The sequence below is a fragment of the Nonomuraea insulae genome, from assembly GCF_042656245.1.
Map to the genome: position 1 here is coordinate 152,706 of NZ_JBHSPA010000014.1, position 14,288 is coordinate 166,993.

A 14,288-nucleotide genomic window follows, 5' to 3' on the forward strand; every position below is an offset into this window, starting at 1 on the left:
ACCTCGGGCACTATCGCCGACGCATCGTAGGTCAGCCACTGCAAGGTCGCCGCCACACCGCAGGCCGCCGCCATCGAGTCCCTCCCGCCACGGCCCTTCACCAGCACCACTACGAGCCGCCCACCCCCGGGCGATCGTCCTCCTGCGTCGGCGCGGGATGACAGCCGCCACAAATCCAACCGCAAGCCAGCTACTGCCCATGCTGTGGGCCAGGCGCCTCAGGCATCACCGCCATGTCCCGGTGTAGAGGCAGGGTCGCGGCCTCTGGCCGGGTCGGAGGCCCTGACCGGATCGGAGGCCCTGACCGGTCGTTCGCCGTGGACCCGCCACACCGAAGGGACCAGCAGCGTGGCCATGGTCAACAACACCGTGAACGTGGCACAGACCACCAGCACGGTACGGGTGCCGAACACGGCGGCCGCCGGACCGGCCAGGCCCATGCCGAGCGGCGCCGCCACCAGCGAGCCCAGCATCGTCACGGACATCGCCCGCGCCACGAACGACTCCGGCAGGTTCTGCTGGACGACGGTGGTCTGGAGGACGTTGTGAACGACGAGTTGCATGCCGGCCGCCGCGCCCGCGAGCCCCAGTAACCACACGTCGGCGGGCAGCGCGAGCAGCGCAGGGAGCGGGGCCATCAGGAGGAAGAACAGCACGGCCGCGACCATGGGCCGCGCGGGCCGCCATCGGGCACCGAGCAGGCCCCCGGCCAGGCCGCCGACGGCGTACGCGATGCCGATCGCCGACCAGGCCGGAGCTCCGCCGAGTTGCCTCTCGGCCACATAGGGCCCGAGCACCAGGATCGGGGAGACCACGATCACGTTGGCGAGTGCGACGTGGATGATCCACACCCACAACCACGAGCGCCTGCGTACCTCCGCGAGACCGCCGCCGATGCTCGCCAGCAACCCGCCACCCGCTTGTGGGCGCTCGTCGGCGAGGGTTCGGGGCAGCAGGGAGAGGAAGGCCGCGCTCACCAGGAACGTCAGCGCGTCGATCAGCACCGCCCACCCCGGCCCGACCAGCGCCACCAGCGCACCGGCGACGGCCAGCGCCAGGATCGAGGTCGCGCTCCGGGAGATCGAGATCAGCGAATTGGCCGCCTGCAGGTGCTCCCTGCCGGCCAGCGACCCTATGAGCCCCACGGCCGCCGGGTTGAAGAAGGCCGATCCGGCACCGGCGACGAGTTGCAGGGCCACCAGCGTCCAGACCTGCGCGGTGCCCGTGAGCAGCAGCACCGCCGTGACGCCGTGCGCGGCGAAGCGGATCAGGTCGGTCAGGAGCATGATGGTACGTCGCGAGAACCGATCACCCGCCGCCCCGCCCACCAGGGTCAGCACGATGATGGGCAACCGGGTGCTGAGCACCACGATCCCGAGGTCCACAGGTGATCCGGTGAGATGCAGGACGGCGAACGCGATCGCGAACGGCGTCAGCGAATCGCCGAACGCGGAGGCGGTCTGGCCCAGGTAGTAGTGGCGGAAGTCCCGGATCGCCAGTGGCGCGAAAATCGTGTGCCCTCCCTTCTCCTTCGGTCCCCTTCGTTTCCGGGGATCGGGCTGAGGAGATCAGGAAGCCACCTTGCCAGGCGCCGCCGACAAAGCCGGATCCTGAGCCCGTCGGCCTCCGGTCGAGCTTCTGCCCGCCCCGCTCCTTTCGCGGACGCGCATGCGGGTGGAGCGGCCGTCCTCCCAGGTCAGGCAGGTGACACAGTGACCTTCTCGGATCTTCGGACGGCGTGCTGCCCTTCCGCGTAACCGCGCCGCTCTTTCAGGCGTCGAGGCAGTGGGTGGGGCCTGGGGGCATCCTGACGTCTTCGGAATGTCCCCAGGCTTCACCGCGTGTGGTTCAGGGGTCTCGGACGTAGTAGTGGCCGAGGGTGTCGTCGTACCGGCCGGTGGAGCGGCAGCAGCGGCGGAAAGCGGCGTCCGGAGCCGCAGGGGCACGGGTCGTTGCCGCCGAGCTTCTCGATCAGCTCCTTGTCGCGGCCGACGCGTCGATCGCCGCGCTTGACGTGGGTCTCGCTAGAGGGAACCCCCGTCGGCGTTTGCTGGTCGGCTCAAAAGGACATCTCGTCGCGGTACATGGTGGGCCTCCTCGGGTCCGTGGATGACGACCGTCACGATAGATCGCCGGTACGCGGGATGGCGATCGGTTTTTCCGTGTAGTGGGAGTCGACGGCGGGCTGGCCGGTGTAGTTGGGGCCGGCCTGGTCGTTGGCGCCGAGGTAGCGGTACGGGAGGTTGATGGCGCGGCGGCCGGGGCAGCGGATCCTTCTGGTACGCCCGTCGTACGCCAGCCCTTGTGAACGCAGCGCGGAGGTCAGGCGGCGGCCGGCCGGAGTGCCGTCCTCCAGGCGGATGCTGTGGACGTCGAAGTTCGCCACGAAGAGGCCGTCGTCGGTGAGCCAGCCGGGGATCCTGGCGAGGAGGGCGAGCTTGTCGCCAAGGTAGTGGAGACCGTGTACGCAGGTGATGAGGTCGTACGGGGCGTCGGGATGCGCGGTGGCCAGGCCCGACGCGGTGGTGGCGGCCAGTTCGGTGCCAGGGTCCGGTGCGGTGGAGGCGGGGTGCCAGGTGGTGGCTGAGGCGGTGATGAGGTGGAGGCGTGGCGGGTTGGGGGGGCAGGCGAAGAAGTCGACCAGGTCGACGCCGGTGATCTCGACGTCATCCCCCAGGAGGTGGGCGGCCTCGGCGAGGGCGGTGGCTGATCCGCAGCACAGGTCCAGCCAGCGGGCGGGCCTGGTCTTCGTGGTACGCAGCACTCCCGCGATGTCGACGCCGAGTTCCCGGTTGTAGCCGGCGAGGCGGCGTTCGCGGTTCATCAGGCGGTTGGCGACCACCGTCGACTGTTCCAGGTCGGAGTCCGTGGCCAGGTTCATGATCTTCATTCTGTACGGCCGGATCGCCGGAAGGTTTCGGACAGCTCAGCGACTTCACCACAAATCTTGATATGAGTCGCTATCGTACGTAGATCCACCGCATCCGTCTCAGGAGTCACTTCTCTCATGGCGCACGTCGAACCGCTGCGGGAGGACGATCCAGCGGCGGTAGGGATATATCGCCTGCTCGGCCGGCTCGGCTCGGGCGGGCAGGGCACCGTCTATCTGGGGCAGGCTCCCGACGGGCGGGAGGTGGCGGTCAAGGTACTGCGGCACGGCGTGGGGTTCGGCGAGCGGTTCGCCAAGGAGATCGAGGCGGCTCGGCGGGTGGAGCCGTTCTGCATCGCGCAGGTGCTCGACGCCTCGCTGGGCGCGCAGCCGTACATCGTGACCGAGTACGTCGAAGGGCCCTCCCTCCACCAGGCGGGCCGCCACACCGGGGCCGACCTGCAGCGACTGGCGGTCGCCACGGCCACGGCGCTGGCCGCCATCCACCAGGCGGGCATCGTGCACCGGGACTTCAAGCCCGCGAACGTCCTGCTCGGACCGGGCGGGCCCCGCGTCATCGACTTCGGCATCGCCCGGGCCATGGACGACGCCGTCACGCACACCAGCGGCATCGTGGGGACGCCGGCGTACATGGCGCCTGAGCAACTGGCGGGGCAGCCGGTGGGGCCGCCGGCGGATGTGTTCGCGTGGGCGTCGGTGATGGTGTGGGCGGGTACGGAGACGCCGCCGTTCGGACAGGACACGCTGCCCGCGATCATCAACCGGATCCTGAACAACGAACCCCAGCTCGGCGACCTGCCGGTGCCGCTGCGGGCGATCGTGTACGACTGCCTGGCCAAGGATCCTCGGGTACGGCCGACGATGCGGGACGTGATCCTGCGCCTGCTCAGCGGCCAGAACCCGGCACCTGGCCCCCAACAGGGATTTCAGGGGCCGGGATCGGGGCTCGGACCGGGCTTGGGCTCCGGACCAATGGCCAGCTCTGGGCCGATGGCCGGGCCCGCACCGATGGGAGGTCCTGGCTCGATGCCGGGGCCGAACGCCATGCCAGGCGTCGGGCCGGGCATGCCAGGTCCCGGACCTGGAGCGATGCCGGGAGTCGGATCCCAGCCGATGGGAGTGCCAGGGCACGGTCCTGGACCGATCGCAGGAGCCGGACCTGGACCGATGCCAATGTCGGGACCTGGGCACGCCTCGATCCCGGGTCCAGGCCATGGCCCAGGACCGGGACTGGGCCCGATGCGAGGGCCGGGTCAGGGGCCGGGGCCAATGCAAGGACCGGGGCAGGGGCCGAGGTCTGGGGCCGGCCATCGGGGTCGTGGGCGGGTCGGGGTTCCCGTGGCCGTGGGCGTGTCCGGGGTCATGGTGGCGGTGCTGGTCGGCGGCGCCGTGTGGCTGGCCCCTTGGCCGGGGAAGGCGAGCCCGGTGCCGCTCGCCGCCACCTCGCCCACCGCTTCCTCCGCCGCCACCAAGTCCACCCCGAAGCCGACGTCAACGTCCCCCAAGCCACGCAAGACCCCCCGGAAAACCCCGAAACCAACCCAGAGCGCCGCAGAAACCCCGACAAGGACCCCGACCACCGCCTCGAAACACCCCACACCGACCCCGGCCAAGACCACCAAGAAGCCGGTCGCGAACACCAGATTCAGCGTTCTGGAGATCGACATCTCTGGCGGCCCCGGACAGTCGGAGTCGAGCGACTGCTACATGCCCCCGATCCACATGCAGTCGAAGGTGGAGTCGAACCGTAACGGCATATGGTTTTCGCACGCATGGGACATAGACGGCAAGACTCGCGACAGCACCAGGTCGTGGGTGTCGGAGGATGAATACACGACATTCGTGACGTCGGGACAGTACATGCTGGACGCCGGCAGCCACACGATCACCCTGCGCGTCACCTCGCCCTCCACGGCACGCAGGAGCATCACGATCAAGGTCTGTCCCGTGGAAGAGTACTGATGACGCCCGAGGCCATCGGCCCCTACCGGATCGTCAGGCAACTCGGGGAGGGCGGCCAGGGGATCGTGTACCTGGGCTCCTCCCCCGACGGCACCCCCGTCGCCATCAAGGTGCTGCGTGAGGGCGTGCCCGGCGACGGCCGCTTCGCCAAGGAGATCGCGGCCGCGCGGCGGGTGGAGCCGTTCTGCATCGCGCAGGTGCTCGACGCCTCGCTGGGCGCCCGCCCGTACATCGTCACCGAGTACGTCGAGGGCCCCTCCCTCCAGCAGGCGGGCCCCCACACCGGGGCGGACCTGCAACGCCTGGCCGTCGCCACCGCCACCGCCCTGGCCGCCATCCACCGCGCCGGAGTCGTACACCGCGACTTCAAGCCCGCGAACGTCCTGCTCGGCCGGGACGGACCGCGCGTCATCGACTTCGGCATCGCGCGGTCCATGGACGACGCGGTGACGCGGACCAGCAGCATCGTGGGGACGCCTTCGTACATGGCGCCTGAGCAGTTCCTGGGCGCGCCCGCCGGCCCGGCCGTGGACGTGTTCGCGTGGGCTTCCGTGATGGTGTACGCCGCCACGGGCTCCCCGCCGTTCGGCAACGACTCCCTGCCTGCGGTGCTCAGAAGAATCCAGTACGAGGAGCCGTACCTCGACGGCGTACCCGAGCCGTTGCGCTCCATCGTGTACGCCTGCCTGACCAAGAACCCCGCCGCCCGCCCCGCCATGCAGGACGTCTTCTTCCAGCTCATCGGCGGCCCCGCGCCCCGCACCGGCCCTTACCCCACACAACCGCCCACCCCCGGACCGGCACACCCCGGGCAACCACCCATCCCCGGAGCGGCATACCCCGCACAACCGCCCAGGCCCGGACCGGCGTACCCCGGGCAGGCCCCCGCGAACGCCGCTCCGGGCGCGGCCCCCTGGAACACAGGCCCCAGCCACCGCGCCCCGAGCGCCTTCGATCAGACCGGCCCCACCCGGCCGCCCTCCCGCAACCGCCTCGGCATGGCCCTTCTGGCCGGCAGCATGGCGATCATCGTGACGGGCGCACTGGCCGCCGCCTGGGTCTGGCTCCCCACCTCACCCGCCGGGCCGAACACCGCCGCCATCATCACCACCACGCAAGGCTCCCCCACCGCATCGGACCACACCACCCGAGCCAAGCAGTCGGCCAGAGCCCTGCGCCCCACCGCCACTCACCGCCCGACCAGAACCACCGCCAAGCCGACTCGCACTCCCACGCCCACCCCCGTACGCACCACGAAAACCCCCACGACCAAGCCGACTCCCACCAAGAGCAGCAGCAACCCGGCGGGCGGCGTGAAGTCGGTGGCGTTCACGTACGAGGGCATCAGGCTGGGCGACTGCTGGCGCTACGACATGAACATCTGGGTGAAGGTCTCCGCCACCGGCGACTACAGCTACCGCTGGCTGGTCAACGGCCAGAACAAGGGCAGGCAGGTGGGCACCTCGGCCTCCAAGCCTCTGCTCCCGTCCATCACGTGGAAGCAGGCCGGCACGTACCGTGTCGTCTTCGAGGTGATCACTCCCACCCGCAGCCAGAAGAGCGTCACGGTGAACATCTGCGACTTCGACAAGGGCTGGTGAGACCGGAGCCCTGATTCATCCGACGGCTCCCCGGGTACCTAGAGATCCACAGTACGAAAGGGAGCCCCACATGCCCGAACTGCCCCGCTTCCACCTCGCCGTCCCCGTGGACGACCTCGACGCGGCCCGCCACTTCTACGGCAAGCTGATCGGCTGCGCCCAGGGCCGCAGCTCGGACAGGTGGATCGACTGGAACCTGCACGGCCACCAGTTCGTCACCCACCTGGCCCCCTCACGCCCGGAACAGGTCCACAACCCGGTGGACGGCCACGACGTCCCCGTCCCCCATTTCGGCCTCATCCTGACAATCCCCGAATTTCACGAATTGGCCGACCGCTTCCGCGAAGCCGACACCTCTTTCGTCATCGAGCCGTACCTCCGCTTCGAGGGCCTGCCGGGCGAACAGTGGACCATGTTCCTCCTGGACCCAGCGGGCAACGCCCTGGAGTTCAAGGCGTTCGCCGACGACTCCCAGGTGTTCGCCGTCTAGGAGCCCCGCGCGAGCAGTTCCTCCAGGCTGGTGGCCGGATGCCCGGTCAAGGCGGGAATGGCGTCGCTGACCCCTTCAAGCTCCCCCGCCGCGACAGCGAGGTACGTGGACACCCAAGCCTCCACCTGCCACTCGGGCGCGCCATAGATCTTCCTGGACGCGTACGCCTCCTCCACCGTCTCATCCCGATAAACGATCGCCCGCCCGGTGGCCTCGCTCAACGTGCCGGCCACCTCATCCAGGGTGAGCGCCTGCGGCCCGGTGAGATCGTAGGTGACCCCTTCGTGCTCCCGAACCCCCAGCAGCACGTTGACCACGGCGTCCGCGATGTCATCCTGGGCCACGGCCGCCACCCGCCCCTGCCCGGCCGGTCCCCGGATCACGCCGTCGTCGCCGACCATGCCGGGCAGGAAGTCGGCGTACAGGTTGTCGCGCAGGAACGTGAAGGCCAGGCCGCTGTCGCGGATGTGCTGCTCGGTCGCCCAGTGGTCGCGCGCCAGCGTGAACGTCGCGTCCGGCGCCGCGCCGTAGAACGAGATGTACACCAGGTGCGTGACACCGGTGTCGCGGGCGGCGTCGACGAAGGTACGGTGCCGTTCGAGGCGATCGGCGCTCTCCGACGCGGACACGAACAACACGGTCGAGGCCCCGTCGAGCGCCCGCCGCATCGCCGCCCGATCACCGTAGTCGGCGCTGACCGCGGTCGCGTGGTCGAGGCGGGAGGCGTGCCGCTGCTCAACACCTTGAGAGGCGTTCCGGGAGACGAGCCGCTGCTCAACGCCTTGGGAGGCCAGCCGCGCGGCAACCCGGCCGCCGAGCCGCCCGGTGGCGCCCGTGATGACGATGAAGGACATACCGGCACACTAGGACGCTCAGAGCCTGAACGCGGCCCGCGTCCACTCGTACTGGGCGTCCAGGACCTCCCCCAGCAGGTCGAACAGCGACCCATCCGGATCGTCCCCCGCTCGCCGCGGCTCGGTGTGCCCGCCGGACGGGCTCTGCTCGGTCATGAGGAGCACCCGGCCGTCCTCCCGATCCACAGCCAGCCCCACGACCGCCCGCCGCGCGCCCGCGCACGCCTCGGCGTCGCCTTCCTGGTAGTAGCCCTCGACCATGTTCTCCCACAACGCGCGGGCGGGCGGGCTCTGCTCCGGGCTGAACGCCCGCCCCGAGAAGACGATCACCATCGCGTCCGCCCGCATCATGGACGCGGTACGCCGGTGCGTCTCGTCGTACGTCCCCTCCGGCGGCACCGGCTGCGACCTCAGCGACTCGGCGAGCACGCGCAGCACGGCGCCCATGTCGTGACCGGCCGCCCGCGAGTCCATGTCGTACTCGATGAACCCGGCCATGGGGGACGGCGGGTCGGGCAACGTGTTGTAGCCGAGAAACAGCCGGGGCCCGCCCGCCTCGTCGGGAGAGTCGAGCGGCGTCGTCAACGCTCCGTGCGTTACCCGCCCCAGTGCTCCGCAGCCGTGTTCCGGCAGGCCTTCAGCCGAGCGAAACATCCTCATAAGCAGATTGTGTCATTCCCGTTACCGTTCGTAGCGAGAACATGGAAAATCGCCGCGCATGATGCCCACCTGCCGCGATCCTCCTCGTGCAGCCGGACGCCGGCCAGGCCCTCCGGGCCGCGATCCACTTCGTGCAGCCGTACGTCGGCCAGGCCCTCCGGGCGGCGAACCGCCTCCAGCAGACCGCCCGGAACCCCATCGAATCCTCCCTAGTCGCGCCCGCCGATCACCGCCACCGCCTCGACCTCGACGAGCTGGTCGTGGTAGCCGAGCACGGTCACCCCGAGGAGCGTGCTGGGGACGTCGTGCTCGCCCATGTACTCCCGATACACCTCCCACGCCGTCACCAGGTCCGCCTGCTTGGTGGAGGCGACGTACACGGTGGTCTTGGCGATGTCGGTCAGGGACGCGCCCGCGCCTTCGAGGGCCGTGACGAGGTTGCGCATCACCTGGTGGGCCTGCCCGGCGTAGTCACCGACGGCCACGGTCTCGCCGTCGAGGTCGAGCGGACAGGCGCCCGCCACCCAGATCGACCGCACCGGGGCATCGACGGCGGCTGCGTAGGCATAGTCAACGGTCTGGGCGAGCCGGTCATCACGAATGAGTCGAACACCTGTGGTCATGGCAGGTTTCCTACCATCCATGAGGTGGCGACCGCCTGCGAATTAACGGCCCCTGGAGGCTATGCGGCGTGCGGCTCGAACCAGAGCGACCCAAGGTCGTGACCGGCGGTCAGACGTACGTCGGCTTCCAGGGCGGCGGCGAGATGGCGCAGCAGCGCCACGGTGGGCTCCGTCCCGCCTTCCTCGATGCACTCGATCTCGTCCTCGGTCATGCCCGCCCTCGATGCCAGTTCGGCCACGCTGAGACCAAGCGCCACACGGCGGTCGTACAGGGCCTTGCCGAAGGCTCGGCTGAGCCGAACAGCGGAACGTCCAACGCGGCCTAAGGTCCTGATGTGGACGATCCTGTCAACCAAGTGGCCGACCGCCCCGTCTCCTCTGGTGCATCATCCGTCGCAAGGGAGCCGCCGTGCGTGTCCAGTTGGCCGTCTTAGCCACCGCCATGATCCTTCTGGGCCAGCCCGCCCAAGCCTCTGCCCATGAGGTACGTCGTGCCCTTACCGACGTCGTCGAGTACACCTGCGTGACCACCGAAACGAACGAGACGCAGACCATCAAGGTCAGGGTCACGTTGACGATGCCGACGAGCACCACGGTCGGCACCCAGCTGTCCATCGGGTGGCAAGGGGCCTACGCCGAGGGCACCACCTTGCGGGCTCCCATCACCGGCCTCGACGACGGAACCAAGCTGTACGCCTATGCCGGCATCAGCAACTATCCCGGCCTGACCTCCGCCACCGGCGTCGGCACACTGGACGCCACCACGCCCGGGGAGGCGATCACGTTGCCCGTCACCCGAGTGGACCTGCTGACGACGCCGGACAGCGCTGGCACGGGGACGGTGCGACCAGGCGCCATCAACTTCGGCACCAGCCCGACCTCACCCGCCATCAAGTGCGCCGTGCAGAATCGCGACGACCTGACCACTTACCAACTCCCGGTCCCAGGAAATGGGCAGGGCGCTGATCCGGATCCCACGGACAGTGAGAGCCCCAGCCCCGAGGACAGCGAGACGACGCCGGACGACGAGGAAACCAGCTCGTCCCCGACCAGCACCATCACGACCACCACCACCGAGACCCCGGCCGGCGGGGCGGACACCGGGGCCGGGGGTGAGGCGGGGCCGGACGGGCGGGCGGTGATGGCGGCGGGGTTTGTGATCATGCTGGCCGCCGTCATCGGACTACGCCTGCGCAGGCCTCGCCGCCGCACCTGACAGACCTCAGCCGCCGACCAGCGGCACGAGCTTGACGAACGACACCACCGGATCCACGGTGAGGTCGATCGTCTCCGACAGGTCGTCGATCTGCCGGTCCCCCACCAGCAGCAGGAACCCGTTGTGCTGGAACGCCCGCTCCGCCACGTCCGCCTGCCGCTCCCACTCCACCCGCCGCCGGGGCCCCGCGCGGTAGCCATTCAGCTCCGCCTCCGCCTCCACAGGCCGGACCAGGCCGGTGAACCGGGCGGCCGGGTCGGCGTTGTGGCGGGCGACCTCCTCGCGCACGCGCAGCCGTACGAGCTCGCGTGCCGTGATGCGTTCCGGCAGGTCGGGCAGCGTGAGCTCGGCCAGCGGCTTCCCGGTCGCGCTCTCGTCCCTGAAGGTGGCGGTGGCCATGGGGCGGCTCCTCGATCGACGTGTTGAGCCATGAATAACAGGCCGGGCCGACAGAACCGGGGAGCCCGGAAGTCAAACCATTGAACTCTGGCGTCGGCAGCGTTACGGTTCACCAGAAACGACTTTTGAAGTCAGTAATATTGTATCGATTGAGGTCTGCCCGAGCATGCCGAAGAGAGTGACGATCCCCCTGGTGGCGGCTCTGGTGGCGATCGCCGCCAGCACACATCCCGCCGCCGCCGCGCCCCCCAAGACCATCGTGTACGTGGCCAAGGACGGCAAGGACGACGCGTCCGGAACCATGAAAGACCCGTTCGCCACGATTGAACGCGCCCGCGACGCCCTGGCGGGCAAGACGAGCGCCCGCAACCCAGGCACCGTCTACATCCGCGAAGGCGTGTACCAGACGGCCAAGACCATCGAGGTCACCGGCGAGGACAACTCCTACGTCACCTACGCCGCCTACCCGGGCGAGCAGGTCGAGCTGGCCGGCGTCACCACGCTCTCGCCGGAGAAGTTCCAGAAGCTGAGCGACGTCCCCGCCGACGCGAAATGGTCCTCGAAATCGCGTGTCCCGGCCGCCACGGCCCCCAATGTCTACGTGTACGACTTAGGGGCGGAAGGCATCCCCACGGGGGCGCTCAACAAGAACGGCTTCAACTGGAAGCCGCAACCCTTCGCCCCCCAGCTGATCACTGACGACGCCACGCAGACACTGGCCCAGTATCCCAACGGCGATGCGAAACTCGACCGCACCCACCTCACCGTCAAGGTAGCTCCCAAGGGCGCCCGCGACTATTTCTCGGACAAGACCCAGGACGGCACGACCCTGCCGTACGAGGACATGCTCAAGCTCCCTGGCCCCGTCTACACCATCACGGACCCGGACCTGGCCGCCCATTCCCAGAAATGGGCCACGGGCACCGCCGACCCCACCGCGTACGAAACCGACGGCTGGCTGGCCGGCTACTTCGGCAACAACTACGCCAACGACCGTATCCGCATCGCCTCGGTCGCCGGCAATGACCTTGCGAGTAGTTACCCCACGATGTACATAGCCACCGACAAATGGTCGTCGTTCGTGGCCCAGAACGTGCTGAGCGAGCTGGACGCCGAGGGCGAGTATTACATCGACCGCTACCAGGCCCACAACACGCTCTACTATTATCCGCCCGGTGGCACGGTGGCGGGCAAGGAGATCAGCCTCACCTCGTTCGACGCCCCGTTCTTCCAATTGGAGAACGTCAGGAACGTCACCCTCAAGGGCCTGAAGCTGAACGGCACCACCGGCACCGGTGTACGCCTGCTGGACGCCGAGTCGTGCACCGTCGACGGCCTGGAGATCCTCAACGTCAGCATGGACGCGATCGCGATCGGCGAGGCCAACGACGCGATCACGGCCATCGCCGAATACCGCACGAGCAGGGGCGGCCATCGCAACCGGGTGGTCAACAGCCGGCTGCACGACCTGGGCGGCGGCGGCGTCTTCACGGCCGGCGGCGACCGGGACTCGCTCGAACGCGGCGACCACGTGGTCGAGCACAACGAGATCTACGACTTCTCGAAACTGGCCACGTACACGCCGGCGGGCTACATGTACGGTGTCGGCAACACCTTCCGCTACAACAACGTCCATGACGCGCCCCACATGGCCATTCAGATCATGGGCAACGACATGGAGGTCAGCCACAACAGGTTCGAGAGGCTCGTGACGAACGCCTCGGACCAGGGCGTGATCTACGCGGGCCGCGACTACACGTACCTGAACAACGTGATCACCTACAACCTGTTCAAGGACATCGGCGAGGACGGCAACCAGGCCATTTACATGGACGACGGCATGTCGGGAATGGTCGTGCACCACAACGTCTTCGACAAGGTCCAGCACGGCCTGTTCTACCAGTCGGGCCACAGCAACGTCGCGTCGGACAACGTGTTCAAGGACGTGACGTACATCGGCCACGACAAGCTCTACCACGAGGGCGGCAAGCGCCTGCCGGTGGCCAATGCGAAGGTCGTGGTCGAGCGGTTCAACGACATGCTCAAGGTCGGCGACGGCACCGGTTTCACCAACACCCGCCAGAACGTGGAGAAGTGGTACCGCCGTTACGGCAAGCAGTACGCCGATATCCGCGACTGGTACGTCCCCGCCGATTCCCAGGGCCAGGTCTGCACCTCGGTCGGCAGCACGGAATGCACGGACGAACACGTGTGGAGCAACCCGGACTCCGTCTACGTCCCGGCGCACAACGTGCTGACGCGCTCGGTGAGCATCGGCACGGGCGACTTCGCGTACACGGACGACGCCGACGGGCTGAGCGTCAAGACGTTCAACCCCGATTTCGACTCCTACAACGTCAAGAAGCCGACCCCCGCCGAATTCGCCTTCGACCCGGCCACGGGCAAGTTCGACGCCAAGTCCACCCCGCTGAACTCCACGGACGGCTTCGGCCGCCCGTGGGTGCGGGAGTGGAACAAGAGCTTCACCCTGGACGGAATCGGTCCCAAGAGCTGACAACACAGCGAGGCCCAAGCCACAGATCGTGGCTTGGGCGGTCCGAACGCCTCCGACCGTCCCCGCTTGGCGGTCTGCAGGATATGCAGTGGCGTCTTCCCGGAGTGTCATCGCGTTTCCCAAGATCTGTCGGGAATGCGATAGAAGGCCCTGATCCCTGTCTCCTGGTGGTTGGATGCGCCCATGAGACAGTTGCGCTGCCGTCCCCGGCCTTTCAGCACAGCCATCTTGGCTCTGCTGTTCCCGCTTGCAGCCTGCTCTCAGCCAGACGGTGGCGTAACGGCCACAGCACATCGGACAGACCGACCCTCCAATGCCACAGACGGTGGTGTTGACCACGTTCGCACGGTTGGTCAGGATCCGAAGATCGTCGTCCGCACCTCAACGCAGAGCTATCTAGCCGCTACAAAAGGCGAGCTGCGCTATAACTCCGCGAACAGGTGCTTGGAGCTGATGACGACTGGCTCGATGCTTGTTGGGCTGGTCTGGCCGAAGGGCACGGCCCCAGCACGGATCAACGGCAAACGCGGTGTAACCGTCCCGGAAATCGGCAACGTTCTTCAGGGAACTTCGGTGGCCCTGGTGGGCGGGTATGAGAAATGGGGCAAGAGAATACCATTCGGATACAAGGTAGACGGTGACATCGACTGCCTCGCTCATGCTCCGAATGGCGACGTTTTTGTCATTGGGGTGATCTCGGCGAAATAGTTGGTGGAGGTCAGCTTCGCCTTCGAGGCGGGGAGCGTTCCCTCCGCGAGGGGGGAGACGGGGACATCCACGCGCGCCCGCCGCGTCCGGGCTACGAGGAGCATGCACCCGACAGCCGGAGAAATAACGGGCCTTGTGCGATGACTTTCTATTAGTAAAATTAACTAATAGTTATGCATGAAACCGCAGGTGAGGAGACTCATGAGAAGAGCAGCCTTACGCATTGCCGTTACAGGCCTCGGTCTCGCCGCGCTCGTCGGCGCCACAACCCCGGTCGGCGCCACAGCCTTATCCGCGCCGGTCAGCATCTACGGCTACTACCCCAGCGCTGAGAGTTGCCACCACGTCGGCCAACAGGGCCTGAGCACCG

At 68.1% G+C, this 14,288-nt stretch carries 14 protein-coding genes; 6 read left to right on the forward strand and 8 right to left on the reverse strand.

Translation table 11 applies throughout. The annotated features are described in order from the left end of the window. Positions 1-218 precede the first annotated feature (218 nt). The 3 genes from ACFPZ3_RS11080 to ACFPZ3_RS11090 form a co-directional block, all read right to left on the reverse strand. Positions 219-1,511, reverse strand: coding sequence for an MFS transporter (locus tag ACFPZ3_RS11080; protein WP_379513964.1), 1,293 nt, complete (start codon positions 1,509-1,511; stop codon positions 219-221). Between the two features lie 323 nt (positions 1,512-1,834). Further along, positions 1,835-1,975, reverse strand: coding sequence for an SEC-C metal-binding domain-containing protein (locus ACFPZ3_RS11085; protein ID WP_379513965.1), 141 nt, complete (start codon positions 1,973-1,975; stop codon positions 1,835-1,837). 144 nt (positions 1,976-2,119) lie between these two features. After that, positions 2,120-2,881: a methyltransferase domain-containing protein gene (locus ACFPZ3_RS11090; RefSeq protein ID WP_379513917.1), complete on the reverse strand. Its 762-nt coding sequence runs from the start codon at positions 2,879-2,881 to the stop codon at positions 2,120-2,122. A 126-nt stretch (positions 2,882-3,007) separates the two neighbouring features. Here ACFPZ3_RS11090 and ACFPZ3_RS11095 point away from each other — a divergent pair, with 126 nt between their 5' ends. The 3 genes from ACFPZ3_RS11095 to ACFPZ3_RS11105 all read left to right on the forward strand — a co-directional run bounded on the left by ACFPZ3_RS11095 (position 3,008) and on the right by ACFPZ3_RS11105 (position 6,943). After that, complete coding sequence (locus ACFPZ3_RS11095; RefSeq protein WP_379513918.1) at positions 3,008-4,852, forward strand: serine/threonine protein kinase; 1,845 nt, start codon at positions 3,008-3,010, stop codon at positions 4,850-4,852. After that, positions 4,852-6,453, forward strand: a complete 1,602-nt coding sequence (locus tag ACFPZ3_RS11100; protein WP_379513919.1) for a serine/threonine protein kinase — start codon at positions 4,852-4,854, stop codon at positions 6,451-6,453. Before ACFPZ3_RS11095 ends, ACFPZ3_RS11100 begins: the two co-directional genes overlap by 1 nt. Positions 6,454-6,523: 70 nt before the next feature. Then, entirely contained in the window at positions 6,524-6,943 is a 420-nt protein-coding gene (locus ACFPZ3_RS11105; protein ID WP_379513920.1) for a VOC family protein, read from the forward strand. On the opposite strand, the gene ACFPZ3_RS11110 is transcribed toward ACFPZ3_RS11105, so the two are convergent. The 4 genes from ACFPZ3_RS11110 to ACFPZ3_RS11125 all read right to left on the reverse strand — a co-directional run bounded on the left by ACFPZ3_RS11110 (position 6,940) and on the right by ACFPZ3_RS11125 (position 9,436). After that, on the reverse strand, positions 6,940-7,797 hold the full coding sequence (locus ACFPZ3_RS11110) for an SDR family oxidoreductase (RefSeq protein ID WP_379513921.1): 858 nt from the start codon (positions 7,795-7,797) through the stop codon (positions 6,940-6,942). The two genes, ACFPZ3_RS11105 and ACFPZ3_RS11110, sit on opposite strands and share 4 nt — an antisense overlap. Before the next feature lie 18 nt (positions 7,798-7,815). Continuing rightward, entirely contained in the window at positions 7,816-8,382 is a 567-nt protein-coding gene (locus ACFPZ3_RS11115; RefSeq protein ID WP_379513922.1) for a hypothetical protein, read from the reverse strand. A 284-nt stretch (positions 8,383-8,666) separates the two neighbouring features. Beyond that, a complete protein-coding gene (locus ACFPZ3_RS11120) occupies positions 8,667-9,080 on the reverse strand; it encodes a RidA family protein (RefSeq protein ID WP_379513923.1) in 414 nt (137 codons plus the stop codon). Positions 9,081-9,139: 59 nt separating this feature from the next. Next, positions 9,140-9,436: a helix-turn-helix domain-containing protein gene (locus tag ACFPZ3_RS11125; protein WP_379513924.1), complete on the reverse strand. Its 297-nt coding sequence runs from the start codon at positions 9,434-9,436 to the stop codon at positions 9,140-9,142. A gap of 53 nt (positions 9,437-9,489) precedes the next feature. Between ACFPZ3_RS11125 and ACFPZ3_RS11130 the strand changes: the two genes are divergently transcribed. Beyond that, a complete protein-coding gene (locus tag ACFPZ3_RS11130) occupies positions 9,490-10,296 on the forward strand; it encodes a hypothetical protein (RefSeq protein WP_379513925.1) in 807 nt (268 codons plus the stop codon). A 6-nt stretch (positions 10,297-10,302) separates the two neighbouring features. Here the strand turns inward: ACFPZ3_RS11130 and ACFPZ3_RS11135 are convergent, their stop codons facing one another. Further along, a complete protein-coding gene (locus ACFPZ3_RS11135) occupies positions 10,303-10,695 on the reverse strand; it encodes a hypothetical protein (protein ID WP_379513926.1) in 393 nt (130 codons plus the stop codon). Positions 10,696-10,861: 166 nt separating this feature from the next. On the opposite strand from ACFPZ3_RS11135, the gene ACFPZ3_RS11140 reads away from it, so the two are divergent. After that, on the forward strand, positions 10,862-13,210 hold the full coding sequence (locus ACFPZ3_RS11140; protein ID WP_379513927.1) for a right-handed parallel beta-helix repeat-containing protein: 2,349 nt from the start codon (positions 10,862-10,864) through the stop codon (positions 13,208-13,210). A gap of 228 nt (positions 13,211-13,438) precedes the next feature. Beyond that, positions 13,439-13,918 carry a hypothetical protein gene (locus ACFPZ3_RS11145; RefSeq protein ID WP_379513928.1) on the forward strand — a complete coding sequence of 160 codons (480 nt, stop codon included), beginning with the start codon at positions 13,439-13,441 and terminating at the stop codon, positions 13,916-13,918. Positions 13,919-14,288: the final 370 nt, after the last annotated feature.

What these genes read in the sequence shown, in the direction of transcription:
- ACFPZ3_RS11110 (WP_379513921.1), bottom strand. Translation starts at nt 7,797, where the DNA reads ATGTCCTTCATCGTCATCACGGGCGCCACCGGGCGGCTCGGCGGCCGG.
- ACFPZ3_RS11095 (WP_379513918.1), top strand. Translation starts at nt 3,008, where the DNA reads ATGGCGCACGTCGAACCGCTGCGGGAGGACGATCCAGCGGCGGTAGGG.
- ACFPZ3_RS11105 (WP_379513920.1), top strand. Translation starts at nt 6,524, where the DNA reads ATGCCCGAACTGCCCCGCTTCCACCTCGCCGTCCCCGTGGACGACCTC.
- ACFPZ3_RS11135 (WP_379513926.1), bottom strand. Translation starts at nt 10,695, where the DNA reads ATGGCCACCGCCACCTTCAGGGACGAGAGCGCGACCGGGAAGCCGCTG.
- ACFPZ3_RS11140 (WP_379513927.1), top strand. Translation starts at nt 10,862, where the DNA reads ATGCCGAAGAGAGTGACGATCCCCCTGGTGGCGGCTCTGGTGGCGATC.
- ACFPZ3_RS11090 (WP_379513917.1), bottom strand. Translation starts at nt 2,881, where the DNA reads ATGAACCTGGCCACGGACTCCGACCTGGAACAGTCGACGGTGGTCGCC.
- ACFPZ3_RS11120 (WP_379513923.1), bottom strand. Translation starts at nt 9,080, where the DNA reads ATGACCACAGGTGTTCGACTCATTCGTGATGACCGGCTCGCCCAGACC.
- ACFPZ3_RS11100 (WP_379513919.1), top strand. Translation starts at nt 4,852, where the DNA reads ATGACGCCCGAGGCCATCGGCCCCTACCGGATCGTCAGGCAACTCGGG.